Source organism: Roseitranquillus sediminis (genome assembly GCF_016918935.1).
In the GTDB taxonomy this organism is placed as follows: Bacteria; Pseudomonadota; Alphaproteobacteria; order Rhodobacterales; family Rhodobacteraceae; genus Roseitranquillus; species Roseitranquillus sediminis.
Window position 1 is genome coordinate 108,957 of the sequence record NZ_JAFFOB010000018.1, and the last position, 25,639, is coordinate 134,595.

The 25,639-nt window shown below is 67.7% G+C and carries 24 protein-coding genes and 1 tRNA gene; 10 read left to right on the top strand and 15 right to left on the bottom strand.

Annotation, left to right across the window (positions count from 1 at the left end):
- Positions 1-44: 44 nt before the first annotated feature.
- Positions 45-761: a hypothetical protein gene (locus JM664_RS12390; RefSeq protein WP_227420239.1), complete on the top strand. Its 717-nt coding sequence runs from the start codon at positions 45-47 to the stop codon at positions 759-761.
- Here JM664_RS12390 and JM664_RS12395 read toward each other — a convergent pair.
- Positions 758-1,168, bottom strand: coding sequence for a DUF4864 domain-containing protein (locus JM664_RS12395; RefSeq protein ID WP_227420240.1), 411 nt, complete (start codon positions 1,166-1,168; stop codon positions 758-760). The two genes, JM664_RS12390 and JM664_RS12395, sit on opposite strands and share 4 nt — an antisense overlap.
- A 179-nt stretch (positions 1,169-1,347) precedes the next feature.
- On the opposite strand from JM664_RS12395, the gene JM664_RS12400 reads away from it, so the two are divergent.
- The gene (locus JM664_RS12400; protein WP_264465697.1) at positions 1,348-2,151 is read left to right on the top strand and encodes a CHAD domain-containing protein; all 804 of its coding nucleotides are present in this window, start codon (positions 1,348-1,350) and stop codon (positions 2,149-2,151) included.
- A 3-nt stretch (positions 2,152-2,154) separates the two neighbouring features.
- Here JM664_RS12400 and JM664_RS12405 read toward each other — a convergent pair whose 3' ends face one another.
- Positions 2,155-3,732: a lysine--tRNA ligase gene (locus JM664_RS12405; RefSeq protein ID WP_227420241.1), complete on the bottom strand. Its 1,578-nt coding sequence runs from the start codon at positions 3,730-3,732 to the stop codon at positions 2,155-2,157.
- A gap of 54 nt (positions 3,733-3,786) precedes the next feature.
- On the opposite strand from JM664_RS12405, the gene JM664_RS12410 reads away from it, so the two are divergent.
- Positions 3,787-4,239, top strand: a complete 453-nt coding sequence (locus JM664_RS12410) for a tellurite resistance TerB family protein (protein WP_227420242.1) — start codon at positions 3,787-3,789, stop codon at positions 4,237-4,239.
- Positions 4,240-4,251: 12 nt separating this feature from the next.
- On the opposite strand, the gene dacB is transcribed toward JM664_RS12410, so the two are convergent.
- A complete protein-coding gene (gene dacB, locus JM664_RS12415; RefSeq protein WP_227420243.1) occupies positions 4,252-5,733 on the bottom strand; it encodes a D-alanyl-D-alanine carboxypeptidase/D-alanyl-D-alanine endopeptidase in 1,482 nt (493 codons plus the stop codon).
- Between the two features lie 49 nt (positions 5,734-5,782).
- The gene (locus tag JM664_RS12420) at positions 5,783-6,421 is read right to left on the bottom strand and encodes a nicotinate-nucleotide adenylyltransferase (protein WP_227420244.1); all 639 of its coding nucleotides are present in this window, start codon (positions 6,419-6,421) and stop codon (positions 5,783-5,785) included.
- A gap of 250 nt (positions 6,422-6,671) precedes the next feature.
- On the opposite strand from JM664_RS12420, the gene ggt reads away from it, so the two are divergent.
- A complete protein-coding gene (ggt, locus tag JM664_RS12425; protein WP_227420245.1) occupies positions 6,672-8,492 on the top strand; it encodes a gamma-glutamyltransferase in 1,821 nt (606 codons plus the stop codon).
- A gap of 77 nt (positions 8,493-8,569) precedes the next feature.
- On the opposite strand, the gene JM664_RS12430 is transcribed toward ggt, so the two are convergent.
- Positions 8,570-8,646, bottom strand: a tRNA-Arg gene (locus tag JM664_RS12430).
- Between the two features lie 130 nt (positions 8,647-8,776).
- Here JM664_RS12430 and JM664_RS12435 point away from each other — a divergent pair.
- On the top strand, positions 8,777-9,292 hold the full coding sequence (locus JM664_RS12435) for a superoxide dismutase family protein (RefSeq protein WP_227420246.1): 516 nt from the start codon (positions 8,777-8,779) through the stop codon (positions 9,290-9,292).
- A 70-nt stretch (positions 9,293-9,362) separates the two neighbouring features.
- On the opposite strand, the gene JM664_RS12440 is transcribed toward JM664_RS12435, so the two are convergent.
- Positions 9,363-9,674, bottom strand: a complete 312-nt coding sequence (locus tag JM664_RS12440) for an ETC complex I subunit (protein ID WP_227420247.1) — start codon at positions 9,672-9,674, stop codon at positions 9,363-9,365.
- Between the two features lie 272 nt (positions 9,675-9,946).
- On the opposite strand from JM664_RS12440, the gene uvrB reads away from it, so the two are divergent.
- The 3 genes from uvrB (at position 9,947) to JM664_RS12455 (ending at position 13,262) form a co-directional block, all read left to right on the top strand.
- Positions 9,947-12,124 carry an excinuclease ABC subunit UvrB gene (gene uvrB / locus JM664_RS12445; protein ID WP_319637532.1) on the top strand — a complete coding sequence of 726 codons (2,178 nt, stop codon included), beginning with the start codon at positions 9,947-9,949 and terminating at the stop codon, positions 12,122-12,124.
- Positions 12,125-12,185: 61 nt separating this feature from the next.
- Positions 12,186-12,857: a helix-turn-helix domain-containing protein gene (locus JM664_RS12450; protein ID WP_227420248.1), complete on the top strand. Its 672-nt coding sequence runs from the start codon at positions 12,186-12,188 to the stop codon at positions 12,855-12,857.
- 9 nt (positions 12,858-12,866) lie between these two features.
- Positions 12,867-13,262, top strand: a complete 396-nt coding sequence (locus JM664_RS12455; RefSeq protein ID WP_227420249.1) for a PIN-like domain-containing protein — start codon at positions 12,867-12,869, stop codon at positions 13,260-13,262.
- 205 nt (positions 13,263-13,467) lie between these two features.
- Here the strand turns inward: JM664_RS12455 and JM664_RS12460 are convergent, their stop codons facing one another.
- Positions 13,468-15,765, bottom strand: coding sequence for a xanthine dehydrogenase family protein molybdopterin-binding subunit (locus tag JM664_RS12460; protein ID WP_227420250.1), 2,298 nt, complete (start codon positions 15,763-15,765; stop codon positions 13,468-13,470).
- Between the two features lie 66 nt (positions 15,766-15,831).
- Positions 15,832-16,974: a type III PLP-dependent enzyme gene (locus tag JM664_RS12465; RefSeq protein WP_227420251.1), complete on the bottom strand. Its 1,143-nt coding sequence runs from the start codon at positions 16,972-16,974 to the stop codon at positions 15,832-15,834.
- 241 nt (positions 16,975-17,215) lie between these two features.
- Here JM664_RS12465 and JM664_RS12470 point away from each other — a divergent pair, with 241 nt between their 5' ends.
- Positions 17,216-17,647, top strand: coding sequence for an Lrp/AsnC family transcriptional regulator (locus tag JM664_RS12470; RefSeq protein ID WP_227420252.1), 432 nt, complete (start codon positions 17,216-17,218; stop codon positions 17,645-17,647).
- Between the two features lie 3 nt (positions 17,648-17,650).
- Here JM664_RS12470 and JM664_RS12475 read toward each other — a convergent pair whose 3' ends face one another.
- The 7 genes from JM664_RS12475 to mgtE all read right to left on the bottom strand — a co-directional run bounded on the left by JM664_RS12475 (position 17,651) and on the right by mgtE (position 24,174).
- On the bottom strand, positions 17,651-18,397 hold the full coding sequence (locus JM664_RS12475) for a YebC/PmpR family DNA-binding transcriptional regulator (protein ID WP_227420253.1): 747 nt from the start codon (positions 18,395-18,397) through the stop codon (positions 17,651-17,653).
- Between the two features lie 130 nt (positions 18,398-18,527).
- Positions 18,528-18,731: a hypothetical protein gene (locus tag JM664_RS12480; protein ID WP_227420254.1), complete on the bottom strand. Its 204-nt coding sequence runs from the start codon at positions 18,729-18,731 to the stop codon at positions 18,528-18,530.
- Positions 18,732-18,756: 25 nt separating this feature from the next.
- Entirely contained in the window at positions 18,757-19,233 is a 477-nt protein-coding gene (locus tag JM664_RS12485; protein WP_227420255.1) for a hypothetical protein, read from the bottom strand.
- A 103-nt stretch (positions 19,234-19,336) separates the two neighbouring features.
- Positions 19,337-21,112 (bottom strand): SLC13 family permease, encoded by a 1,776-nt coding sequence (locus JM664_RS12490; protein ID WP_227420256.1) that lies wholly within the window; start codon positions 21,110-21,112, stop codon positions 19,337-19,339.
- Positions 21,113-21,290: 178 nt separating this feature from the next.
- Positions 21,291-22,112 carry a TIGR00282 family metallophosphoesterase gene (locus JM664_RS12495; protein ID WP_227420257.1) on the bottom strand — a complete coding sequence of 274 codons (822 nt, stop codon included), beginning with the start codon at positions 22,110-22,112 and terminating at the stop codon, positions 21,291-21,293.
- A gap of 123 nt (positions 22,113-22,235) precedes the next feature.
- Complete coding sequence (locus JM664_RS12500) at positions 22,236-22,778, bottom strand: 5-formyltetrahydrofolate cyclo-ligase (protein WP_227420258.1); 543 nt, start codon at positions 22,776-22,778, stop codon at positions 22,236-22,238.
- 13 nt (positions 22,779-22,791) lie between these two features.
- Positions 22,792-24,174, bottom strand: a complete 1,383-nt coding sequence (mgtE, locus tag JM664_RS12505; protein ID WP_227420259.1) for a magnesium transporter — start codon at positions 24,172-24,174, stop codon at positions 22,792-22,794.
- A 130-nt stretch (positions 24,175-24,304) separates the two neighbouring features.
- Here mgtE and guaD point away from each other — a divergent pair, with 130 nt between their 5' ends.
- On the top strand, positions 24,305-25,588 hold the full coding sequence (gene guaD, locus JM664_RS12510; protein ID WP_227420260.1) for a guanine deaminase: 1,284 nt from the start codon (positions 24,305-24,307) through the stop codon (positions 25,586-25,588).
- Positions 25,589-25,639: the final 51 nt, after the last annotated feature.

Here is a 25,639-nt window from a genome sequence, read left to right on the forward strand (position 1 = left end):
CGCGCCGCCGCTTCCCCTCCTTTCTTCACGCGACGGAGGAGCGGATGAAGGTCGTCACCACCATGAGGAACATCACGGCAAGTGCCACGCTCGCGCTCATGGTGTCTGCCGGCGTCGTCGAAGCGGCGGCCTGGCCGCGTGGCGAGGGGAACGGCTTCGTCTCGCTGAAGTTCGAAACGCGCTTTGACCGCGAGCGCCTGTTGGTGCGCGACTTCGCCCGGGACGATCGCTTTTCCGCCTTCGCCGAGTTCGGCGTGACGCCGGTGCTGACCTTCGGTGGCGAGATCGCGAGGTCCGGCTCGGGCGACATGCGGATCATCGAAACGCGCGGCTTCGCCCGATACGCGTTCCTCCAGTCCGGCCGGCACGTCGCCTCCGTCGAGGCCGGCGTCGGCCGGCGGGGCAATGACGAGGGATACGAGGTCAATTATCTGCGGCTCGGCGCGGTCTGGGGCATGGGCTATATGTCGCGCTTTGGCGACGGCTGGCTCGAGGTCGAGGGCGCGTCGCAAGTCTACTCCGAAGGCAGCGACCCGGCGTGGAAGCTCGACGCAACGGTCGGTCTGAACGCTATAGACCGCGTCGCGGTGATCCTGCAGGCACGCGCGGGCGATTATCCGGGGGCAGAGCCCTACCTGCGCCTCGCGCCCTCCGTCGCCCTGCGGCTCACCCAGAGGCTGCGCCTGCAGGTCGAGGCGCAGGCGGGGGTGTTGAACGACACCGGCGTCGGCGCCGCGCTGGCGCTCTGGGTCGACTTCTAGGCGGCCCGCTCCGGCGTCTCGAGTATGCGCACGGCGGCGATTTGCCAGTCGTCGCCGGTCGCGACCAAGACGAAGATCAGAACGTGCAGCGCCCCGGCGCGGTCACGGATCAGGACCTTTTGCGCGACCTGGCGGTCCATCTGCATGAGTTCGAGGAAAGTGACCTCCGCCGGGCGCCAGACCATCGGATAGCCCCGCCGCACCATCGTTCCGAACGCCTCGGGCGTGCGGAACGTGCGCCGGATGCCCGGCGAGGCGAAGGTGAAGGCGGTGGCCAGATCGTCCGCCTGGAACGCGTCGAGCTGCTGGCGGATGACGTTCTCGACGTCCGGATCCGGCGCTTGCTGCGCCCGCGCCGGCGCGGCCAGAGCAAGCAGCAGCGTGAGGATCGAGAGGATGCGTAGCATTGGGCTTCTCCCTGAGAAACGCACCCATTATACGCATAAGATGGCAGTCCGGTTTACCTTGCGGCAGAAGCCGCTAGGCTTGCATCTGTTCACGGTCTCGCGATCAGAGGAGGTCAGCCATCCCTTACCGCATCCGCCTCAAGGACCATGACGCCACGGATGCACTGCGTCGGATCGCGCTGGAGCAACTAGACCGCGCCATCGCCTCGGCCGAGGACGCGGGCGATCCTGCCCCGCGCGTGCACGACATCCGCAAGCGGATGAAGAAGCTGCGCGGTCTCATCCGCCTCGTGCGTCCCGTGTTCCCGGACTACCGTATGGAGAACCGCGTGGCGCGCGACACCGCCCGCAGCGTCTCCGGCCTCCGCGACCTCACGGTGCTCGCTCAGACCTACGACCTGCTGATGGAGCGCCACGACCAACAGCTCGACCGGACGGCGTTTGCGCCGCTCAGACGCCACTACACCGTGGCGAAGGCAGACGTCGACCTGACCGAGCCGCTTGCGGCGGCGGCCGAGACGCTGGCGCGGACACGCGAGCGGGTGCCGCTGTGGACGTTGTCCGACACGGGCTTCGACGCGATCGAGGGCGGGCTGCTCAAGACCTACGGCCGCGCCCGCAACGGGCCGGAGGACGACGACGACGCAGCGCTGCACGAGTGGCGCAAGCGCGTGAAGTACCACCTCTACCACGTCCGCTTGCTGCAGGAGATCTGGCCCGAGCAGATGGAGGTGCGCCGCGCGGCGCTCGACGACCTCGGCGACCGTCTGGGCCACCACCAGGACCTCGTCGTGTTCGCCGCGTCGCTCGACGACAGCCCGCTCGACGAGGACGCCAGGCGCGTGCTCCGGGGAATCGTGGACAGGCAAAAGGCGGCGACCGCCGCCGAGGCGCGCGATCTGGCCGCGCGGCTCTTCGTCGACAAGCCGAAGGTGCTGGCCGGCCGCTGGCGCGCCTGGTGGGACCGCTGGCGCGCCGACTGAGGCTCAGGCCGCCAGACGCTCGTCGATGAGGGATGTGGTCTCGCTGACGCCGTAGAGTGCGACGAAGCCGCCGAAGCGCGGCCCCTGGCTAGCCCCGAGCAGCACCTCGTAGAGCGCCTTGAACCAGTCGCGCAACGGCTCGAACTTGTGCTCCCGACCCACGGCAAACACCAGCGACTGCAATTCCTCGGCGTCCGCCGGACCGTGCCAGTCCCTCAGCCGGCCCAGCAGGTCCAGCATCGCCGCGCGCTCCTGCTCGGTCGGCGCGCGAAAGTAACGCTGCGGCTTTTCCACGTCGTTGAAGTAGCGGACCGCGTGACCCGCCGCGCGGTCGAGGCCGGGATGCGTCTCGGGGCTCGCCTCGGGCGCGTAGCGGCGGATGAAGCCCCAGAGCGTCTCCTTGTCGTGCGCCGCCGAGACCGACGCGAGGTTCAGTAGCATCGCGTAGGGCACGACCATGTCGCTTTCGGGCACGTCCGCCCCATGGATGTGGAACACCGGGTTCGCCAGCCGCTGGCCTGCGTCCTGCTCGGGATATGCGCGGAGCTGCTGGTGGTACTCGTCCACCGCCTTGGGGATCACGTCGAAGTGCAGCCGCTTCGCAGTCTTTGGCTTCTGGAACATGAAGTAGCCCAAGGATTCGGGGCTGGCGTAGGTCAGCCACTCCTCCATGCTCAGGCCATTGCCCTTGGATTTAGAGATCTTCTGCCCCTCGGCATCCAGGAACAGCTCGTAATTGTAGAGCTCTGGCGCCGGCCGTCCAAGCGCCTTGCAGATCCGCGCCGAGAGCTCGGCGGACGGGATCAGGTCCTTGCCGTACATCTCGTAGTCGACGCCCAGCGCCGCCCAGCGCATCCCCCAGTCGGGCTTCCACTGCAGCTTGACGTGGCCGCCGGTGACGGGGACCTCCATCCGCTCGCCATCCGGCTCCTCGTAGACGATGGTGCCCTTGGCGACGTTGCGCTCCAGCGTTGGCACCTGCAGCACGCGGCCGGTCTTGGGGCTGACCGGCAGAAACGGCGAATAGGTCTCGCGCCGGCTGGCCTCCACCCCGCCGAGCGAGGGCAGCATGATCGCCATCACCTCGTCGAACCGCTCGAGCACGCGCAGCAGCATCTCGTCGAAGCGCCCCTCGCGGTAGTAGTCGGTCGAGGACGCGAACTCGTACTCGAAGCCGAACGAGTCGAGAAAGGCGCGGAGGCGCGCGTTGTTGTGGTGGCCGAAGCTCTCGTACTCGTCGAACGGGTCCCGCACCTTGGTCAGCGGCAGGTGCAGGTCCTCCGCCGTCCGCTCGCGGTTCGGGACGTTGGTCGGCACCTTGCGGAGGCCGTCCATGTCGTCGGAGAAACAGAGGAGCTTCGTCGGGATGTCGGAGATGATCTCGAACGCCCGACGCACCATCGTCGTGCGCTGCACCTCGCCGAACGTGCCGATGTGCGGCAGGCCGGAGGGGCCGTAGCCGGTTTCGAAGAGAACGTAGCCCTTTTCCGGCGGCGCCTTCTCGTACCGCTTGAGCACGCGGCGCGCCTCCTCGAACGGCCAGGCCTTCGACTGCATCGCGGCGTCGCGCAGGTCACTCATCGCATTCTCCTTCGGGACGCCGCCAACTATTGCCCGCGTCCGGCGCCGTCAATAATGTCCGCCGCGAATGCTCGGAGGTGTACCTTGTCCGATTTCGAAGAGAACATGACGCCGCAGGACGGCCTGATCGCGGTGATGATGGCGGTCTCGGCCTCGGACGAGCGCATTCGCACGCCCGAGCTGGTCACGATCGAGCGGATCGTGAACCACCTGCCGGCCTTCGCTAATTATGACCAGAATCGGATGCCGGACGTCAGCAGCGTCGTCTTCGACCACTTCGCCGAGGAGGACGGGCTCGACAGCCTCTTCGAGACGGTCCGCCGCGCGCTGCCCGAGCGGCTCTATGAGACGGCCTATGCCCTCGCCTGCGACGTCGCCGTGTCCGACGGCAGGCTGGGCGAGATCGAGCTGCGCTTGCTCGAAGAGATCCGTTACGAGCTCAAGATCGACCGGCTGCATGCTGCCGCCATCGAGCGATCTGCGCGCGCACGACACATGATCCCATGATTACGTGCCGCGTCAGCCGGAGCGGTCGCCAAGGCGCGCGCCCCAGTTGGCGAGTAAGTTCCGCTGAAGGCCTCGCGAGGCCGCGCTCCACGCGCGACCGCCCCTCGGCCGCTCCCGCTCCTCCATACTCAGGCTCTCGCGGCGGTCGAGGTCCGAGGTAAGGATGGCGAAGGCAAGCTCTCGTCCGTCGGGACAGGTGAGATAGCCGGCCAGCGCGCTGACGAAGTTCAGCGTCCCGGTCTTCGCCACGACGGACATTGGCACGTCCGCCTCGACCGGAACGCTCTTGAGCAGCGGCGCGAGCGGCGCTGAGCGCCCCACCCGCACCAGCGCTGCCACCATGTCGGCCGCGGCGATGCGCGACGCGCCGCCAAGGCCCGAATGGTCCACCAGCGCCGGCTGGCGCCCGCCGAGGCCGGTCCCGATCCAATCGTTCATCCGGGCCGCCGACGCTGCAAGCGAGGACGGCACGGGCCCTCGCGCGGCGCTGGCCGTCAGCCCCACGACCTCGGCGGTGAGGTTCGTCGAGTAGAGCAGCATCTCGCGCAGGATGGCCTGCAGCGGGGCGCTCTCGACGCGCGCGATTTCGGCGCCGGAGAGCGGCGCATCCAGAACCTCGGCCCGGTCCAGAACGATGCCGTTCGAGCGGGCCAGCACCTGAAAGACCTCGGCCGCGTAGAGGTCGGGCCGCCGGACTGGGAGCCAGCGCGCGCCGCCACCGCCCAGCGCCGCCCGCGCCACGGTCCATTCGTCCACACCCTCGCCGCGGCGATAGGTGTAGATCGGCGCGCGCCGGTCCACGACCTGCATCCGCGAGGTGGAGACGCGCGGGCTGAAGGCATCGGATCGGGCGTCGAGCGTGACGTCGTAGCCGCCTTCGCTCCGCGCCCATTCGAAGTGCACGCGGTTGTAGTTGAGGTTGAGACCCGCCACCGCCGGATTGTAGCCGACGTGCGGCGGCTGCTCGGAATCGATCTGCGGGATAAGCGGCAGCGTGTCGAGGTGCAGCAGGAAGCGGCCGGTCACCTCCGTCACGCCGGCTTCCCTCAGCTTGCGGGCGAGCGTCGCGAGGGCGTCGGTGTCGAGCGTGGGATCGCCGCCGCCCGCAAGGATCAGGTCACCCTGCAGCCGCCCTCTGGTCACTGGGCCGCCGGCCAGAAGACGCGTCGCGAACCGGTGCCCGGCCCCGAGCGTGTCGAGCGCGTAGAGCGCAGTGAGGACCTTGGCTGTGCTGGCTGGCGGCTGGCGCAGGACCGGGTTGAGGCTTTCGATCACCTCGCCGCTGCGCACGTCGGCCACGACGAACGAGATGTCGCCTGGCAGAGCTGCAGTTTCCGCGAGAAGCCGCGCGGTCGGCCGCGGCACCGGCACCGTCCCGAGCCCGCGGGGGTGCGGGCGCAACGACACGGCCGGCGCGCCTGCAAGTGCGGATCCCGCAGCTCCGGAGGCGAGGGCGCCGAGCAGCCAGCGCCGGGTATAGCGGCCAGCGTTCATCGCATTGGTCTAGCGCCACAGACCCCGGCCGGGCAAGCCGGCGCGCTGTTCACCCTTGTGTCATTCCCGGCCAGTCGCCGCGGGCACGGATCGCGGTGGAGGACGCGGAGACGAGCGGCAGCGGCAGGAAGCACCAGGCCGGCGGGTCCGTCCATGCGAGACGTCCGCTCTCCTCCGGCGGCAGACGATGACGCGCGAAGCGTCGCGCGGCGGGCGAGAGCCCCGCGCGCAGGCTCGAGCCCGGACGGGCGAGGACACCGATCGGGACCGTCCGCATGATCCCGGTCCAGTCGTCCCAGCGGTGCAGCTGCGCAAGATTGTCGGCGCCCATCAGCCAGACGAAGCGGGCGCGCGAGCGCAGGCGCCGCAGCGTGCGCAGCGTGTCCGCGGTGTAACGGGTGCCGAGGTGCGCCTCGAGGTCGGTGACGACGACGCGCGGGTCGTCGAGCATGGCGCGCGCCGCTTCCACTCGCCGGGCGAGCGGCGCAGGACCATTCCGCTTCAGCGGGTTGCCAGGGCTGACGAGCCACCAGACCTGCGACAGGCGAAACCGCTTCAGCGCGGCGCGTGTGATGTGGAGGTGCCCCTCGTGCGGCGGATCGAAGGAGCCGCCAAGCAGTCCCACCGCCCGACCCGCCGGCACCGGCGGGATCGGCCGAAGCGTTCGGTCCTGACCGCCGTCCGTCATGCGCCCTTCCCCTCCACGCGTCGGCGGCGACGGTCGCAGAGGAGCGCGTCGCGGTCCAGACCGCAGGACCATGGGGGGTGCGCGGCCTCGGGGCCTCGAGCCACTTGGCCGCGAACGCATTCGGCGGCGGCTCCGTACCACAGCCGTCAGGCGCAGGTGGCATGGCGGCTTCCCGCGCCGCGAGCGCAAGCGCTTGCGCCAAGCAGCGAAGCGTCCATGATCGGCGGGCACATCTCAGGGAGGAACCGCCATGCCAGATCCGCACCGCGTCGCGCATGCGACGCTGCTCATCGCAGCGCTCATTACCTCGCCCGCTTGGGCTCAGCAGGCGGCGGACGCGATCACCACCGAAGGCACCGCGACCGGCACGATAGCGGGGCTTTCCCCGGAAGCTCAGGCAGCGGTTGAGGCCAAGGAAGCAGGTCGTCCGGTCGAGGCGCAGGACTGGATGGTCGCCGCGGCCAATCCGCTCGCCGTCGAGGCCGGCGCCCGCGTCCTGCGCGCCGGAGGAACGGCGGCCGACGCTATGGTTGCGGTGCAATCTGTCCTGGGACTGGTCGAGCCGCAATCGTCGGGCCTCGGCGGCGGCGCCTTCCTCGTCTGGTACGACGCCGATAGCGGCGAACTCACGACGCTCGACGGGCGTGAAAAAGCCCCCATCGACGCGTCGCCGCAGTATTTCCTGGATGAGAGCGGTGAACCGCTCGACTTCTACGACGCGGTCGTCGGCGGTCGCTCGGTGGGGACGCCCGGAACGCCGATGCTGCTGGCCGAGGCGCATGCGCGCTGGGGCAACCAGGAATGGTCCAGCCTCTTCGCCGACGCGATCGAGCTGGCCGACAGCGGCTTCACTGTATCGCCGCGCCTGGCGGGGCTGGTCGCCGAGGAACCGGACGACCGCCTGCCGCGCTTCGAGACGACGCGGAACTACTTCTATCCCGGTGGTGAGCCGATCCAGGCCGGCGACACGCTCGTCAACGCGGCCTACGCCGACACGCTGCGCGCCATCGCCGAGGACGGCGTGCGCGCCTTCTACACCGGGCAGATCGCGCAGGACATCGTCGACACGGTGCGGGGCACGGTGCAGGGCGAGGACTTCAACGCCGGCCTCCTGTCGCTGACCGACCTCGCACTCTACGAGGTGGTGGAGCGGCCGGCGGTCTGCGTGCCCTACAACGAGGCGCAGGTCTGCGGTATGGGGCCGCCCTCCTCCGGCGCGTTGACGGTGGGGCAGATCCTGGGGATGCTTGACGGCTTCGACCTCGCCGGCATGGAGCCGTTCAGCCCGCAGGCCTGGACGCTGATCGGCGACGCCTCGCGCCTCGCCTTCGCGGACCGCGGACGCTACATGGCGGACAGCGACTTCGTGCCGATGCCGACGGAGGGCCTGGTCGCGGAGGAATACCTGTCGACGCGGGCGCAGCTCCTCAACCCGGACATGGCGCTGCCGACGGTCGAGCCGGGACAGCCCGAATGGAGCCACGCCGCGCTCTGGGGCGACGACGCCTCGCTCGAATTCCCCTCGACCTCCCACATCTCGATCGTCGACGCCGATGGCAACGCGCTCTCGATGACCACTACGATCGAGAACGGCTTCGGCTCGCGCCTCTTCACCGCGGGCGGCTTCCTGCTCAACAACGAGCTGACCGACTTCAGCTTCGAGACGCATGACGACGGGCGGCCAATTGCCAACCGGGTCGAGCCGGGCAAGCGGCCGCGCTCATCAATGGCGCCGACCATCGTGATGCGGGACGACGCGCCGGTGCTGGTCGTGGGCTCGCCCGGAGGGAGCCGGATCATCGGCTATGTCGCGCAGGCGATCGTCGCGCACATGGACTGGGGCATGAACGTGCAGGAGGCGGTGTCGATGGGACACCTCGTCAACCGCTTCGGCACATTCGACCTGGAACAGGGCACGCCGGCGGCCGAGCTCGAGGGGGCGCTGCAGGAAGCGGGCTTCGAGACCTCGGTGGCCGACCTCACCTCCGGTCTGCACGCAATAGCCCTCGGGGAGAGCGGCCTCACCGGCGGCGCGGATCCGCGGCGCGAGGGCATCGCGCTGGGGGAGTGACCGGCATGGCGGCGTCCTTCGGGATGCCGCCTCCGCAGCGCACGCGGCCAGAGCCACCGCGCTCCGCAGGAGGTGTCTGGCGACCCCGGAAGGACTCGAACCCTCAACCTGCCGATTAGAAGTCGGCTGCTCTGTCCAGTTGAGCTACGGGGCCTGACGGTGGGAGGGGTGACCCGATGGAGCCGCAGAAATCAAGGTGAAAACGTCTCAACCCCGGAAAGAGAAGCTGCTAGGGAACGGCGGTTTAGGTGCTTCGTTGGTCCGCTCGAAAGAGGAGGTCCGAAATGAAATATCTTCTGTCTACGCTTGCCGCAGCAACGATTGCCGGCAGCGCATACGCCCAGTCCACCCCGACAGCGCAGGCGCCCCTTCAAAACCGTGAAGGCGCCGAGATCGGCAACGCGACGTTCTACGAAACCGCGAGCGGCCTGACGTGGGTTGTCGTTCAGGCGACCGGCATATCGACCGGCATTCACGGTGTCCACGTCCACGAGACCGGCGACTGCTCTGCCGAAGATTTCTCGTCGGCCGGCGGCCACCTCGCTGGCGACGCCCAGCACGGAGTCCTCGTCGAGGGCGGTCCGCATCCGGGCGACCTGCCGAACGCGCACGTCCAGGACGACGGCGTCCTGGCATTGGAGGCATTCAAGTCGAACCTTCCGCTCAGCGACGACCTCGTGTTCGACGACGACGGCGCGGCAGTTGTCATCCATTCCGGTGCCGACGACTACCAGTCGCAGCCGTCCGGCGAATCCGGCGATCGCATCGCCTGTGGTGTAATCAGTCGCGAAGGCTCCTGACGCACAGCTTTGACGCTAGGCCTGAAAGCGGGCGGCGGTGCGGATCGCCGCCCGTTTGCGTGCCGCGCCTTCAGTGGGTCCAGGCGCCGCGCCGGTCGGTCGCGAAGTTCTCACCGTAGCCACGCGGCCGAACATTGGCGCGGCGCTGCTTCGGCTGCAGCACCACCGCGTCGATGCCGTGTTCCTGCGCGTAGTCAAGCGCCGCTTCCTTGCTGTTGAACTTCAGGCGCACCTGAGGCTGCGTATCGCTGGAGCTCGTCCAGCCCATCAGCGGGTCGACCTGGCGCGGCGTCTCAGGGATGAAGTCGAGTACCCACTTCCGCGTGCCGGCGACACCGGACGACATGGCAGTCTTCGAAGGGCGATAAATCCGGGCGCGCATGGTCCGATACCTCGTTCAGGTCGCGGCATTTATGCGAGAAATGACAAACGGGCGCAAGGCAGCGAAGGCTGCCGATCGAGGCGCGAGGGAGCGAGGGGTGGGTGTGTGTGCGCGACGATCGGCAGCCAGCACTGCTGCTTGCAAATCAACTTTAGACCGATATAGCCGACCGTCGCAATAGCCTTTAGGTTGTATTTCGGGAGCCCCGGGCCGAGCCTCTTGATCCGGGAGCGGCGGCAGACAAGTTGGTCCCTGTTGCCGGAGGAAAGCCGATGTCTCAACCCATGCTGCACGCCCCCGCCCGCGAGTCACGGCGTCGGGAAAAGCTGGAGGGCGGCAAGCGCTTTCGCATGGTGACGGACTTTTTGCCCGCGGGGGATCAGCCGGCCGCGATCGCCGAGCTCGCTCAAGGTGTGCTTGACGGCGAGCAGAACCAGGTCCTCCTCGGCGCCACCGGCACCGGCAAGACCTACACCATGGCCAAGGTCATCGAGGAGACGCAGCGCCCGGCCATCATCCTCGCCCCGAACAAGACGCTGGCCGCTCAGCTCTACGGCGAGTTCAAGCAGTTCTTCCCCGAGAACTCGGTCGAGTATTTCGTTTCCTACTACGACTACTACCAGCCGGAGGCGTACGTCCCGCGCTCCGACACCTACATCGAGAAGGAGAGCCAGATAAACGAGCAGATCGACCGGATGCGCCACTCGGCCACCCGGGCGCTGCTGGAACGCGATGATGTCATCATCGTGGCCTCTGTCTCGTGCATCTACGGCATCGGCTCGGTCGAGACCTACTCGGCGATGACCCAGGACCTGATTGCAGGCAACGACTACGACCAGCGCAAGGTGATGGCCGACCTCATCGCGCAGCAGTACCGCCGCAACGACCAGGCGTTCCAGCGCGGCTCCTTCCGCGTCCGCGGCGACAGCCTTGAGCTCTGGCCCGCCCACATGGAAGACCGCGCCTGGCGCTTCTCGTTCTTCGGCGAGGAGCTCGAAGGCATTACAGAGTTCGACCCGCTCACCGGCGCGAAGACCGCCGAGATGGACAAGGTTCGCGTCTACGCCAACAGCCACTACGTGACGCCTCGGCCGACGCTCAAGCAAGCCATCGACAAGATCAAGGTGGAGCTGCGCCAGCGCCTCGACCAGCTCGTCTCCGAGGGCAAGCTGCTGGAGGCCCAGCGCCTCGAGCAGCGCACAAATTTCGACCTCGAGATGCTCGAGGCCACCGGCGTCTGCAATGGCATCGAGAACTACTCCCGCTACCTCACCGGCCGCGCCCCCGGCGAGCCGCCCCCCACGCTCTTCGAGTTCATCCCCGACAACGCCATCGTCTTCGCCGACGAGAGCCACGTCTCCGTCCCGCAGATCGGCGGCATGTACCGCGGCGACTACCGCCGCAAGTTCACCCTGGCCGAGCACGGCTTCCGCCTGCCTTCCTGCATGGACAACCGCCCGCTCAAGTTCGAGGAGTGGGACGCGATGCGCCCGCAATCGGTCTTCGTCTCCGCCACCCCCGCCGCGTGGGAGCTGGAACAGACCGGCGGCGTCTTCACCGAGCAGGTGATCCGCCCCACCGGCCTCATCGACCCCGCGATCGAGGTCCGGCCGGTCAAGATGCAGGTCGACGACCTCCTCGACGAGATCCGCCAGACCGCGCAGAAGGGCTTCCGCACCCTCTGCACCGTGCTCACCAAACGCATGGCCGAGGACCTGACCGAGTACCTGCACGAGCAGGGCATCAAGGTCCGCTACATGCACTCAGACATCGACACGATCGAGCGGATCGAGATCCTGCGCGACCTCCGCCTCGGCGCCTTCGACGTCCTCGTCGGCATCAACCTGTTGCGCGAGGGGCTCGACATCCCCGAATGCGGCCTCGTCGCCATCCTCGACGCCGACAAGGAGGGGTTCCTCCGCTCCGAGACCTCCCTCATCCAGACCGTCGGCCGCGCCGCCCGTAACGCCGAGGGCCGCGTCATCATGTACGCCGACCGCATCACCGGCTCGATGGAGCGCGCCATGCGCGAGACCGACCGGAGGCGGGAGAAGCAGCTCGCCTACAACGAGGCCCACGGGATCACCCCCGCGACGATCAAGAAGAACGTCGAGGACATCCTCGCCGGCCTCTACAAGGGCGACGTCGACATGAACCGCGTCACCGCCAAGATCGACAAGCCCCTCCACGGCGGCAACCTCCAGGCGGTCCTCGACGGCCTCCGCACCGACATGCGGAAGGCCGCCGAGAACCTCGAGTTCGAGGAAGCCGCCCGCCTCCGCGACGAGATCAAGCGCCTCGAGGCGGTGGACCTCGCGGTGTCGGACGACCCGCTGGCGCGCCAGAGCGCCGTCGAGGCCGCAAGCGAGGCGGCGGTCAAGGGCAGCGGCCGGTCAACCGCCGGCAGGCCGGGGCAACGGGGCGGGAACGTGAAGCGGCGGAAGAGATGAGTTCGTGGTTCCCAAGGGCGCCAGTGCCCACTAGAGATGGGAAGAAAGGGGAGGAGTCCGCGTGCCGCTAGATAGCCAGCAGCTACTCGGCCAAGGCGTGTACACGCCCAGAGAAGCTGCCCGGTTGATCGGCAGTTCTCAGCGAGATGTACTGAGATGGACACGCGGCAATAAGAAAAACCGGCCGGTAATCACCGGCTATTATCGCTTTCTTGAGGACTCGACAGAGATCAGCTTCTCTGACTTGGTCGAGTTGCGCATAATTTCCGCAATGCGAAATGTCGGCATCTCACTTCAAGCTATTAGGTTCGCAATCGACTTCGCCGAAGAGCGACTTGGGCTAGCGCGGCCTCTACTTCACGAGAAATTCAAAGTGGATGGAACCGAACTCCTACTCGAAGCAGCTGAGAGCGATGCTGATTTCATTAGTCTATCCAAGAAACGCCCCGGTCAGAAAGTGTTCAAAGAGATCATCAAGCAGTCCCTCAGCGACATTGAATATGACAGGGACATCGCGGCTCGTTGGCGACCAAAAGGGTTTGCGCAGATTATCATCGACCCGCAGCGACACTTTGGCGAGCCAATCCTCGACGACTTCAGTATCAGCACTTCCACGCTCTATCGAGAGCATGAGTCCTCTCACAGTGTCGGGTATCTTTCTAAGCTATACGAGATCCCTGCGAAAGCTGTTCGAGGCGCAATACAGTACGAGAGTAGCTTGGAGCAGCAATAGAGCAGGCGGATGGTCAAAGTCCTATTTGACCACAACATGCCGCCGGCCATTGCTCGCGCGTTAAATGAGATTATCAAGATCGACGGTCACTCCGCGCACGCACTTAGAGACATCTTCTCCGTCCGAATAGACGACATTGAGTATTTCGATCGATTGGGATCTGGCGGAGACTGGATCATCATTTCAAAAGATCTTCAAAACTCGCGCAAGAAGGCGGAGAGGGCCGCAATCCTCCGAAACAGACTGCTCGCCTTTTATCTGTCTCCTGCGCTCCAAAAGAAATCAGTCGGGGCGCAGGCCGCAGTCATACTTTGGCACTGGGATGGCATGGTTCAGCAGAGAAAATTAGCCGAACGAGGCCTCTTCCAACTTCCCGAGAACAAGGGAAAGTTTCGGCAACTCTGACATTCACCTTGGCTCGGGCGACCAGCCGGGCCACGCCCGACCCCTCCCCCGGGAGGGCGCCTTGGCGATGTCGCCCGCCGCACTGTCATCGGCCGGGGCTTTCGAGATAGACCGCCCCGCCGCAACCGCAGCACCACCCAAGCTCGGGGGCGCCCCTCCGCACTCTGATCAGCCCGAGCCGCTTGGTCGGCGCTCCGCGCCTCCCCTACTCGGCGGCAGTGGCCGCGTCGGTCAGCATCCGCCAGACACGGTGGGGGGTGAAGGGCATGTCGACCCGGCGCACGCCGCGGTCCCAGAGCGCGTCCTGCACCGCGTTGGCGACCGCCGCGATCGCGCCCACGGTTCCGGCCTCGCCGCAGCCCTTCATGCCCATCGGGTTGGCCGTCGACGGCACCGGCTCGGTGGTGAACGCGATCATCGGCAGGTCCTCGGCGCGCGGCATGGCGTAGTCCATGAACGTCGCGGTCAGGAGCTGGCCGCTCTCGTCGTAGGTCGCGAACTCGGCCAGTGCTTGACCCACGCCCTGCGCGACGCCGCCGTGCACCTGGCCCTCGGCCAGCATCGGGTTGATGAGGTTGCCGAAATCGTCGGTGACGGTGTAGCGCACGAGGGCGACGTGCCCGGTCTCGGGATCCACCTCGACCTCGGCCACGTGGGCGCCGTTGGGATAGGACCGGCCCGGCAGCGTCGCGCGCTGGTAGATCGTCAGCAGATCCTCCCGCCCCCGCTCTCGTGCCAGGGCCGCGACCTCCAGCATCGTGGGCGTCACGTTCGACCCAGCGATGCGAAAGCGCTCGTCGTCAAATCGCACCGCGTCCGGAGCGGCATCATGCTCGGAGGCGAGAAAATCGCGGAACCCGCTCACCATCGTCTCGACCGCCGCGAGCGTCACGTTGTTCTGCACCGTGACCGAGCGCGAGCCGCCTGTCCCGCCGCCCTTCGCGACCAGATCGCTGTCGCCCTGCACCACCTGGATGCGCTCCGCGGGAATGCCGGTCTGGTCGCTCAAGAACTGCGCGAAGACCGTCTCGTGCCCCTGTCCGTTGGACTGCGTGCCGACGTAGATCGTGGCGCTGCCGTCCTCGTTGAAGACGACACGGACGTCCTCTTCGGGCGAGCCGAGGATCGACTCGATGTAATAGCAAAGGCCCATGCCGCGCAGCCGCCCTGCCCTGTGCGACGCCTCCCGCCGCGCCGCGAAGCCCGCTCTGTCAGCCTCGCGCTCGACTCGGTCCAGCACGCGGTGGAAGTCGCCGACGTCGTAGAGCTCGCCGCTCGCGGAGCGGTAGGGGAAGGCGTCGCGCGCGATGAAGTTGCGGCGCCGCAGCTCCCACGGGTCCACGCCTAACTCGCGCGCGGCACGATCCATCAGGCGCTCGAGCGCGTAGATCGCCTCGGGTCGCCCGGCGCCGCGGTAGGCGTCGACGCAGACCGTGTTGGTGTAGATGCCGCGCACCCGGTGCCATGTGGTGCGGATGTCGTAGGGACCGGTCAGAACCTTGGCAAAGAGCACGGACTGGATCAGCTGCCCGAACTGGCTGTTGTAGGCGCCGAGGTTGCTGAGCGTGTCGACGCGATAGGCGGTGATCCGAAGGTCAGTATTGAAGGCCAGCTCGCAGGTGCTGACCAGGTCACGTCCCTGGTTGTCGGTCAGCATGGCCTCGGTCCGGTCGGACATCCAGCGCACCGGCCGGCCGAGCCTTCGCGCCGCCGCGGGGATGAAGATGTGCTCGGGGTACGGTGCGCCCTTCATGCCAAAACCACCGCCCACGTCGGGGTTCGTCACCCGCACCTGCTCTGCATCGAGGCCGAGGCTCTTCGCGATCAGGGTCTTGTCGCCCCAGACGCCCTGGCCGTTGACGCAGAAGTGCAGCCGCTCGCCGTCCCACTCGGCAAAGCAGCCGCGAGGCTCCATCGCGTTCACGATGACTCTGTTGTCCGGCACCTCGAGCCGGACCGTATGCGCGGCCGCCTCGAACGCAAGGGTGGTCGCTGCCTCGTCGCCCATGGCCCAATCGAAAGCGACGTTGTCCCGCGCTTCATCATGGATGGCAGGGCCGCCCGGCGCCGCTTCGACATGCGGCTCGAGATCGTCGCTGTCGAAAAGGATCAAGTCGGCGGCATCCCGCGCCTGTGCAAGAGTGTCAGCGACCACGACGGCGAGCGCCTCGCCCACGTATCGCACTCGGTCGCGCGCGAGAGCCGGCCGCCGCGGCTGGGCGCCCTTGCTGCCGTCGCGGTTGGTTGCGACGGTGGCCGAGATGTGCGGATCGACGCCATCCACCAGCAGGTCTTCGAGCGTCAGGACAAGTTGGACACCCGGCGCCGCGCGCGCCTCCTCGACTTCGAGCTCGACGATACGGGCATGCGCCACCGGAGAGCGGAAGACGAAGGCATGAAGCGCTCCCCGGGGCGCAATATCGTCGACATATCGACCCGCCCCGGTCAGAAGTCGCACGTCCTCGACCCGCCTGACCGCCTGCGCCTTGCCGAACTTTTCCATACCGCCTCCGGAGCCCCTTGCCGCGGCACACTAGCCGCCCCGGCAAGGCTGTCCAGCGGTGGACGTTCAGTCGGTCAGCGACAGGACCGTGGCCATGCGCAGCACGCCGAAGCCATTGAACCGAGTCACGGTTGCGGTCGAATAGGCGCCCATGCCGTGAAAGACGACGTAGTCACCCTCTTCCATATCGGCCGGCAGCGGCAGCGTGCCCGGCAGGCGGTCGACGCTGTCGCAGGTGGGGCCGAAGACGATGCGGTCTCGGGCGGCGCCGGAGCGGGCACGGCCCTCGCTGTCGCGCACATCAACCCGGTCGATCAGGCCGATCAGCGGCAGTTCTGCAAGCCCGCCATAGACGCCGTCGTTGAGGAAGACGTGCGCATCATCGCGGATCGCGCGAACCTGCGTGGCGAGGCTGAAGGCCTCGGCCACCATGCCGCGGCCGGGCTCGCAGACGAGGTCCGGGCGCTCGGTCCCGAAAGCCTCGCCCGTCACGCGGTCGATCAGGCGGAAGATGTCGTCGAGCCGCGGCATGTCGCCCCGGACGCGGTGCGCCGGGAAGCCGCCGCCGACGTTGAGCCGCGCCAGGCGGACGCCAGCGTCCTGCGCGATGCGCGCGGCGGTGCGGATGTAGGCATCCCACGCCTGCGGGTCGGTGCACTGGGTGCCGGGGTGGAAGGTCAGTGAGGGCACGAAGCCCATCTGCTCGACCTCGGCCAGCAGGATCGCGGCATGCTCCGCGGTCGTGCCGAACTTCGCGCCGAAGTCGTAGGCCGCGCCTTTCACAGGCAGCTTGAAGCGGACGCTGATCTCGGCCCCCGCCGGCACCAGACCGCCCAGCTTGGCGAGTTCGCTGCCGGAGTCGACGCTGAATGACCGCACGCCCAGCTCGACCGCGCGTGCGATCTCGTTCCGGCTGCGGACGGGGTTGTTGTAGTGCATGGCGGCGCCGGGGGCGACGGTGCGGATCAGCTCGATCTCGTAGATCGAGGCCACGTCGTAGCCGCGGATGCCCGCCGCATCCAGGTTCTGGATCACGACAGCGTCGGGGTTCGACTTGACAGCATAGGTCACGAGGCCGGGAAAGCCCTCGAGGAAGCGCCTCGCCGTCGCCTGCAGGATCGCAGGCGAGAAGAACAGGACCGGCTCCTCGGGCTCGAGGGCGCGGACATAGTCGGCGGGCTTCGCCCAGAAAGTGTTATCAAGCCCCATGGCTGCTGCTCCTTGCCAACTGGGGCGCAGCCACCTCTTGTCCCGGGAGTCCGGTTAGGGAGACGCTTGCGCGTTTCGCTATCCGGCTGGGGTGCGGCGGCACCGCCCTTGCCCGGTTCAGTGTCCGCCATATGCAGCGCGTATCTACCGATCGAAAGGGTATAAATGCGCGAATTTATCGTCATAATGATGACGCAGCCGGGCAAATAGCCAAGTGTTGCGCGCGAGCGACGGAGGAGCGATGGACGACCTCGACCGAGCCCTGATCTCGCTCCTGGCGGGCGATGCGCGGATGCCGCTCTCCACGCTTGCGCGCCGCCTGAAGGTCGCGCGCTCGACCGTGCAGGCCCGGCTGGAGCGGCTGGAAACCAACGGGACGATCGCCGGCTATACGGTGCGGCTGGGCGAGGCGGCGCGCGCCGGCCGCATCAAGGCCAGCGTCCTCCTGACGGTCGAGCCGCGGGCGCAGGCGACCCTCGTCACGCGTCTGCGGTCCATTCCGGAGGTCGAGCGGGCAAGTACCTGCTCGGGCCGCTTCGACCTGCTCGTCCAGCTCTCGGCGCCGTCACCGGCCCAGATCGACAGCGTACTGGACGCGATCGGGGAATTGCCTGGCGTGCGGGCCTCCGAGAGCCTCATCCACCTGTCGACCAAGATCGACCGGGAGGGCTGAGGCTCAGGCAGATAGTTCCGCCATCACCTCGTCAGAGACCTCGAAGTTCGCAGTTACGTTCTGGACGTCATCGTCGTCCTCGAGCGCGTCAATCAGGCGGAGGAGCTTCTGCGTATCCTCCATGCCGAGTTCGGTCGTCGTCTGCGGCTTCCAGACGAGCTTGGCGCTCTCGCTCTCGCCGAGCTGTTCCTCGAGCTTGGCCGAGACTTCGCCCAGATGGGTGTCGGCGCACCAGACGACATGCCCTTCCTCGGACGATTCTACGTCCTCGGCGCCCGCCTCGATAGCGGCCATCATCACGTCGTCGGCGTCACCCGCCGAGAGGGCATAGGTCACTTGGCCCTTGCGGTCGAACATGAACGCCACGGAGCCCGTCTCGCCCAAATTGCCGCCGTGCTTGCCGAAGGTAGAGCGAACATTCGAGGCGGTCCGGTTTCGATTGTCGGTCATCGCCTCGACGATGATCGCCACTCCGTTCGGGCCATAGCCCTCGTAGCGGATCTCCTCGTAGTTGTCACCTTCGCCGGCTTGGCTCTTCTTGATGGCGCGGTCGATGACGTCCTTGGGGACGGAGTTCGACTTGGCCTCCTTCACTGCCAGGCGCAGGCGCGGGTTCTTGTCGGGATCGGGATCACCCATCTTGGCGGCAACGGTGATCTCCTTGGAGAGCTTGGAAAACAGCTTTGACCGCGCAGCGTCCTGGCGCCCCTTGCGATGTTGGATGTTCGCCCACTTGGAATGACCAGCCATCGGCGCCTCGTTCCCATTCGACAGGTGTAGAAATCGTGCACGCTATAGTGCAGGCGCCTGCCGCCCCGCAAGAGCGGCATCCGGTCCCCGCGGGAGCGCGAGAGGGGCCAGTCAGGCCCCTCTCGCTCGTTCAGTTTGCGGGGGCCGCCGGTTCGATTTCCACCGCTGCGGGTTCTTCGCCCACGACTGCGTCCGTCGCGACCGGGTCGGCCGACGGGGTGAACAGCCACCACAGCAACAGAAGGACGACGAGGACTGCAAGAGCGATCCAGATCCACCGGCTCGCGCCGCTCTTTCTGGTCGTCGTCACTTTCGGGTCGCGATAATCAGCCATGTCTAGGGGTCTCCTCGTTGAGCGATCAGACGTAGGGCAGTGGCGCGTTGCGCCGGTAGGTGCGCGAGAAGGGATCCGCATAGGCGGGATCGCGGCTCGCCAGGTAGTCTTCGTTGTACGGGCGGTCTCCCGCGCTGTAGGCAATTGCCTGCTCGTGGCGGAACTCGCCTTCGCGGGTGTCCAGGTTGTAGGCCTCGCTCTCGGGCCGGCGCATGATTTCCTGCACCCGGCCCACCTGCGCCTCCTCGACCTCGACCGAGACGACATAGTCGCCGCGCCGGACACTGTGCTGGTAGGTCCGCAGGTCCTCATCGGGCAAGTGCAGCCCGTGCAACTGATCCGTGTAGGTAACGTCGTCTCGGACGCCGGTGCTTGCCACCGGCACCTCGCGATCCGGAACTACGTGCACATGGCGCCCAGCGATGCCGAGCGCCTCCAGTTCGCGCCGCACCAGGTCCGCCGTCTCGCGCGTGCGATAGATCGCGGTGACATTGCGATGCATGGGAACTCTCCTCGTATATCATCTTGTCGCACAATTCGCGATGAGCCGACGACGTTCCGTCAGGAGTCCGGCGGCGCAGCGAAAAGATGCCGAGCGCCGGGCGTCAGACCGGCCAGATCAGCGGGATCATCAGCGATGCCGTGACGCCTAGGATCAGGTTCAGCGGCACGCCGACTCTGATGAAGTCAGTGAAACGGTAGCCGCCAGGTCCATACACCATCATGTTCGTCTGGTAGCCGATCGGCGTCGAGAACGCCGCCGACGCCGCGAACATCACTGCAACCACCAGCGGGCGCGGATCGAGCCCAAGTGCCAGCCCCAGCTGAATGACAATGGGCGTCAGGATCACGCCGACCGCGTTGTTCGAAACAAGCTCCGTCAGGGTCGAGGCCAGCACGTAGACGCAAAAGATCACCAACACGGGCGGCAGCGTGTCGAGCAGCGGGTAGACCAGGTTCACCAGTAGCTCCACGGCGCCCGACGAAGACAACCCTGCCCCCACCGCCAGCATCGCGAAGATCAGCGCCAGCAGCCGGCCCTCCACGAAGCCGAAGGCCTCCTCGGCGTCGATGCAGCGCGTCAGCAGGATCACCGTCACGGCCAGCACCGCCAGCGCCAGGATCGGCGCCACCTGAAAGGCCGCCAGGATCACCACCCCCGCCAGCGCTCCCACCGCGATCGGCGCGCGGTCGCGGCGGAAAGCCTGGGCCGAAGGTCGCGCCACGTTGACGAGGTCCATGTCCTGCGCCAGCCGCTGGATGTCCGGCGACGCCCCCTCCAGCAGGAGAGTGTCTCCGACATGCACGATCACGTCGTCGAGCTGCCGGCCAAGGTTCTGATTCCGCCGGTGCACCGCCAGCGGATAGACGCCATAGCGCCGCCTGAGCCGCATCGCCCCGAGCGATCGCCCGATCATCCGACAGCCGGGTGTGATGAGCACCTCGACGGTCTCCGTGGCCACCGACGACAACTTGTCGACCGAGCGCACATCGCGGTTCTGCTGCAGGCCCAGCAGCTCCGACATTTCTGTCCGCAGCACCACCCGGTCGCCGGCCTGAAGTCGCACGGCATCCATGTCGCGCCTGAGCGACTCGTCCCCCCTCAGCACGTCGATCACCCGCAGACCGTCGCGCCGGAAGAGATCCGCATCCCGCGGCGCCTGTCCGATCAGGCCCGACCCCTCGGGAACCGCGACCTCGGTGAAGTACCGCATCCGCTGCCGGTCCCCCAGCATCTGCCCCAGCGACTGACGCTCCGGCAGCAGGTGCCGTCCGATGAGCGTCAGGTAGAGCGCGCCGATCGCCACCTGGACCGCGCCCAGCGGCGCTATCTCGAAGATCGTGAAAGCCGGCAGGCCCTGCGAGCGCGCGACCCCGTCGACCAGCAGGTTGGTCGACGTACCCAGCAGCGTGACGGTCCCGCCCAGGATCGCGGCGTAGCTCAGCGGCATCAGGAGCTTCGATGGCGAGACGCCCATTCGGCTCGCCAGCTGGACGAAGACCGGGATCATCACCACCACGACGGGCGTGTTGTTCATGAATGCCGAGGCGACAGCAACGCAGCCCAGGCTGACGGTCAGCGTGCGGATCGGCCGCTTTCCCGCCTGCGCCTCGGCCTGACGAGTCAGCCACTGCAACGAGCCGGTTCGCACCAGCCCCCCCATCACCAAAAACATCGAGGCGATGGTCCAGGGTGCAGGGTTCGACAGGACCTCCAGTGCCGCCTCGTAAGGCAGGATGCCCAGCGTGAACATCGATGCGGCTCCTGCGATGGCCACGACTTCGGCCGGATAGCGCTCGCTCACGAAGAGACCCAGCATCACGAGGATGACGACGATCGCGGCAAGGGCCTTGGCGTCTGGGCCGAGGATGTCGATCATTGCGTCCCTGTCCCGGTGGCGCAGCGCGCTTCATCATCACGGCGATATCGCGCCACGGCAAGTTCGGCGCACGAGCGGCGTCCGGACGTTCGCTGGCTGCCGCGATTTCGTGCGGAGTCCGCGGGCGCAGGCTGCGCGCCTGCCTCCGCGAGAGGCGGAATACTTCTCTCGCTGCGGATCAGGACGGCAGAGCCTCCCGGTCCGCAATCGGAGGCTCGTCGCGAAAGACCTCAACCGAGGTCGCGCGCCCGGTGCGGTCGTCGGTTTCGACGAGCAGCCCGCAGAGCGTCGCCGCACCCTCCGCCGGCGCGAAACGGCCTTTTGACATGCCGGTAAGGAAGCGGCGCAGCGGCTCCTCCCGGTCCATGCCGATGATCGACGCATAGTCGCCGCACATCCCGGCATCCGTCTGATACGCTGTTCCGCCCGGCAGGACGCGCGCGTCGGCCGTGGGCACGTGGGTGTGGGTGCCCACGACCAAACTCGCACGCCCGTCGCAGTACCAGCCCATCGCGTTCTTCTCGCTCGTCGCCTCGCAGTGGAAATCCACCAGGCTCGCCTGCACCAGACCGCCGCGCGGATGCTGCTTCAGCACCGGATCGAGGGCCGAGAACGGGTCGTCGAAGGGCCGCTTCATGAACACCTGCCCCAGCGCCTGAGCCACCAGCACCTTGCGCCCGCCGGGAGCGTCGTAGACCCGCGCGCCGCGTCCCGGCGCCGCCTTGGCATAGTTGAGCGGCCGCAGGACGCGCGGCTCGCTCTCGACGAACTGCAGCATGTCGCGCTGGTCGAAGGCGTGGTCGCCCAGCGTCACGACGTCGGCGCCGGCCTCCAGCAGGATCCGCGCGTGATCCGGCGAAAGGCCGGCGCCGCCAGTGGCGTTCTCGCCGTTGACCACCACGAAATCCAGCCGGCGCGCCGCCCGGATCGCCGGCAGGCGGTCGCGCACCGCCGTGCGCCCTGCCCGTCCGACCACATCGCCGAGAAAGAGAAGTTTCATGCCGGCACCGTTACGGAAATCCGCCCGCAGCCACAATGCCGCCCGCCCGAGACGACGGGCGACCGGCACGAGGCGTGGCGGGTGGGCGGGTGGGGCCGCGCTTCGTGCCGGTCGTCCTCGCCATCAGCGCGGGAACCAGCGGATTCCCTGCTCCGTCACGACCGCATCCAGCATGATGTCGGTCGGCTCAAGCGGCACCTCATCGAACTCCTGCGCCGCATAGGCGAAGCCGATCGCGATAACGTCTCCAGCGCGGCGCAGCGCGGCGAGCGTACGATCGTAGAACCCGCCGCCATAGCCGAGCCGGCCGCCGATCCCATCGAAGGCGAGCAGCGGCACGATCAGCACCTCCGGCACCAGCTCCTCGGCTCCAACGGGCACGTCCACTGCGAAGGTCCCCGTCTGCAGCTCCGCCTCCGGGTGCCAGCGCACAAAGCGCAGCGGCGCCCCCTTCGCCACGATCTCCGGCACACCGACCGGCCCCGGCCACGCCGCCATCACCGGCCGCGGGTCGATCTCTGACCGGATCGGCAGATAGCCCGCCAGCGGCCGTCGGCGCCAAGGCGCGAGCGCCTCGGTCAGGTGCCACCGCGCGACTTCGGAATCAACCATTCGGTGCGCGGCGTCTCGCGCCGCCGCCGCCCGCTCTCTCAGCCCCGCTTTCATCACGCGCTCCCGGTCACAGCAGCAAAACGCTCGCGAGCCCCAGGAACGCGAAGAACCCAATTACGTCCGTCACCGTTGTCACGAAGGTGCCAGAGGCGAGCGCCGGGTCGATGCCGCTCTTCTCCAGCCCCAGCGGGATAGCGATGCCCGCCAGTGCCGCGACGATCAGGTTGATGACCATCGCGGCCCCGATCACGGCGCCCAGCATGGGCGAGCCGAACCAGATGATCCCGATGATGCCCATGATGACGGCGAAGGCGACGCCGTTTAGCAGGCCCGCCATGATCTCGCGCCGCATGACCCGCAGAGCGTTCGAGCCCGTCAGATCGCGGGTCGCCAGCGCGCGCACCGCCACCGTCAGCGACTGCGTCGCCGCGTTGCCGCCCATCGAGGCGATGATCGGCATCAGCACCGCCAGCGCCACGATCGCGGCAATGGCCGCCTCGAACTGCGCGATCACCAGCGACGCCAGGATTGCGGTGCCGAGGTTCACCGCCAGCCACGGAAATCGCCTCCGCACGATTTCAAGCGTGTTGTCGTTGAGGCTCTCGTCGCCGACGCCGGCCAGCAGGCGCAGGTCCTCCTCGGTCTCCTCGTCGAGCACGCTCATCGCGTCGTCGATCGTGATGATGCCGATCAGCCGGCCGCCCTCGTCCACCACCGGCGCCGAGATCAGGTGGTACTGGTTGAAGGCATAGGCAACATCCCCCTCCGGCTCCTCGGCGCGGAAGGTGCGAAAGCTCTCCTCGGTGATGTCTGCAAGCTTTACGTGCCGGCGCGAGCTCATCAGCTTGCCAAGGGTGACGTAGCCGACTGGCCGGATCGCCGGGTCGACCAGGATCACGTGGTAGAACTGGTCCGGCAAGTCGCCGTGCGCGCGCAGGAAGTCGATGGCGTCGCCCACGCGCCAGTGCTCCGGCGCGGTCACCACCTCGCGCTGCATCATGCGGCCGGCAGAGTATTCGGGGTAGGTCAGCGCCCGCTCGACCGCCACCCGGTCGAACGCCTCAAGCGCCTGGAGGATCGTCTCCTGCTGCGGCTCGTCGAGGCTCTCGATCAAGTCGACCACGTCGTCCGATTCGAGCTCGCGCACCGCCTCGGTCAGGACGTCGGGGTGCAGCGCGGCGACCACCTCCTCGCGGATACCCTCGCCCAGCTCGGACAGGATCTCGCCGTCGAACTCGCGGCCGTAGAGCGTGACCAGCCGGTGCCGCTCGTCACCGTCGATCTGTTCGAGCAGGTCCGCGATGTCGGCCGCGTGCAGCGGCGCCATCAGCTCGGTCAGCCGCTCGGCATCGCCCTCGTGGACCGCCTCGCGCACCGAGGACACCCGCCTCGCGTCGAGCGCATAGGATTCGCCCAGGTTCTCGTCCACGCTCTCGTCAGCTTCGCTCATCTGGCCCTCGTGACGTGGGATCTTGCGCGGACACTAGGCCGGCGCAGAGCGTCTGGACAGGCCCAGCACGGATTTACCAGTCAGGCGCCCTGCCCTAGGCTCTGCCAGTCCGCAAAGCCCGAGGAAGAGCATGCCAGACGAGACCCTGATCCTCGGCCGCGTGCTGCGCTATAAGGCGGACCCGTTCGTCGAGGGACCGGGCGCGGCGCGCGTGGACGAGGCGCTGCTGGTCCGCGGCGAGCTGATCGCGGCGGTGGGAACGGCCGCTGACCTGCGGGCGCAGGCACCCGAGGCCGAGGTCGCGGACTTTGGCGACGCGCTCGTCTCCGCCGGCTTCGTCGACTGCCATGCCCACTATCCTCAGACCGGAATCGTGGCGAGCTGGGGCAAGCGGTTGATCGACTGGCTGAACACCTACACCTTCCCGGAGGAGATGCGGTTCGCAGACCCCGCCTACGCCGCCGAGGTGGCGGGCCGATACCTCGACCTGCTGCTCGACAACGGCACGACCTGCGTCGCGTCCTTCTGCACGATCCATCCCGGCAGCGTCGACGCTATTTTCGAGGCGGCCGAGGCGCGCAGCATGGCCATTGTCGCCGGCAAGACCTGCATGGACCGCAACGCGCCGGCGGACCTCTGCGACACGCCGCAGCGCGCCTACGACGACAGCAAGCGCCTCCTCGACGCATGGCACGGCCGCGGCCGCGCCACCTATGCCATCACGCCCCGCTTCTCGCCCACCTCCAGCCGCGAGCAGCTCCAGGCGCTCGGGGCGCTCTGGTCCGAGCGGCCGGACTGCGCGATGCAGACCCACCTCTCCGAGCAGACCGACGAGATCGGCTGGGTGCGCGAGCTCTTCCCCGAGGCGCAGGACTACCTCGAGACCTACGAGGCGGCGGCCCTGCTCGGGCGCCGCGGGATCTACGGCCATTCAATCCACCTGACGGCGCGCGAGCGCGACCGGCTGCACGAGATGGGCGCCGCGGTGGCGCACTGTCCGACATCGAACACGTTCATCGGCTCGGGCCTCTTCGACATGGGTCTGCGCGACCGGGGGCTGACGGTGGGGCTGGCCACCGACACAGGCGGCGGCTCGTCATTCTCCATGCTACGCACGATGGCCGCGGCCTACGAGATCGGACAGCTCCGCGGCCGCCCGCTGCACCCGGCCGAGCTGTTGTGGCTGGCGACCGTGGGCTCGGCGCGCGCGCTTGGGCTGGAGGGCCGCCTGGGGCGCATTGCGCCGGGACTGTCCGCCGACCTCGTCGTGCTGGACCTCGCCTCCACCCCCGCCATCGCCCAGCGCGCCGCCCGCGCGGGAGACGTCTGGGAGGCGCTCTTCCCAACCATCATGATGGGCGACGATCGGGCAGTACGCTCGGTCTGGGTCGGCGGCCGGCGGGTCCGCAGTTGACCCAAGCTCTTGCGGTACCGAAAATGGCCGAACATTTCGCAGAACCAAATT

Coding starts and splice junctions, on each gene's coding strand:
- JM664_RS12390 (WP_227420239.1), top strand. CDS start 45: ATGAAGGTCGTCACCACCATGAGGAACATCACGGCAAGTGCCACGCTC.
- JM664_RS12395 (WP_227420240.1), bottom strand. CDS start 1,168: ATGCTACGCATCCTCTCGATCCTCACGCTGCTGCTTGCTCTGGCCGCG.
- JM664_RS12405 (WP_227420241.1), bottom strand. CDS start 3,732: ATGAGTGACCTGCGCGACGCCGCGATGCAGTCGAAGGCCTGGCCGTTC.
- JM664_RS12410 (WP_227420242.1), top strand. CDS start 3,787: ATGTCCGCCGCGAATGCTCGGAGGTGTACCTTGTCCGATTTCGAAGAG.
- dacB (WP_227420243.1), bottom strand. CDS start 5,733: ATGAACGCTGGCCGCTATACCCGGCGCTGGCTGCTCGGCGCCCTCGCC.
- JM664_RS12420 (WP_227420244.1), bottom strand. CDS start 6,421: ATGACGGACGGCGGTCAGGACCGAACGCTTCGGCCGATCCCGCCGGTG.
- ggt (WP_227420245.1), top strand. CDS start 6,672: ATGCCAGATCCGCACCGCGTCGCGCATGCGACGCTGCTCATCGCAGCG.
- JM664_RS12435 (WP_227420246.1), top strand. CDS start 8,777: ATGAAATATCTTCTGTCTACGCTTGCCGCAGCAACGATTGCCGGCAGC.
- JM664_RS12440 (WP_227420247.1), bottom strand. CDS start 9,674: ATGCGCGCCCGGATTTATCGCCCTTCGAAGACTGCCATGTCGTCCGGT.
- uvrB (WP_319637532.1), top strand. CDS start 9,947: ATGTCTCAACCCATGCTGCACGCCCCCGCCCGCGAGTCACGGCGTCGG.
- JM664_RS12455 (WP_227420249.1), top strand. CDS start 12,867: ATGGTCAAAGTCCTATTTGACCACAACATGCCGCCGGCCATTGCTCGC.
- JM664_RS12460 (WP_227420250.1), bottom strand. CDS start 15,765: ATGGAAAAGTTCGGCAAGGCGCAGGCGGTCAGGCGGGTCGAGGACGTG.
- JM664_RS12465 (WP_227420251.1), bottom strand. CDS start 16,974: ATGGGGCTTGATAACACTTTCTGGGCGAAGCCCGCCGACTATGTCCGC.
- JM664_RS12470 (WP_227420252.1), top strand. CDS start 17,216: ATGGACGACCTCGACCGAGCCCTGATCTCGCTCCTGGCGGGCGATGCG.
- JM664_RS12475 (WP_227420253.1), bottom strand. CDS start 18,397: ATGGCTGGTCATTCCAAGTGGGCGAACATCCAACATCGCAAGGGGCGC.
- JM664_RS12480 (WP_227420254.1), bottom strand. CDS start 18,731: ATGGCTGATTATCGCGACCCGAAAGTGACGACGACCAGAAAGAGCGGC.
- JM664_RS12485 (WP_227420255.1), bottom strand. CDS start 19,233: ATGCATCGCAATGTCACCGCGATCTATCGCACGCGCGAGACGGCGGAC.
- JM664_RS12490 (WP_227420256.1), bottom strand. CDS start 21,112: ATGATCGACATCCTCGGCCCAGACGCCAAGGCCCTTGCCGCGATCGTC.
- JM664_RS12495 (WP_227420257.1), bottom strand. CDS start 22,112: ATGAAACTTCTCTTTCTCGGCGATGTGGTCGGACGGGCAGGGCGCACG.
- JM664_RS12500 (WP_227420258.1), bottom strand. CDS start 22,778: ATGAAAGCGGGGCTGAGAGAGCGGGCGGCGGCGGCGCGAGACGCCGCG.
- mgtE (WP_227420259.1), bottom strand. CDS start 24,174: ATGAGCGAAGCTGACGAGAGCGTGGACGAGAACCTGGGCGAATCCTAT.
- guaD (WP_227420260.1), top strand. CDS start 24,305: ATGCCAGACGAGACCCTGATCCTCGGCCGCGTGCTGCGCTATAAGGCG.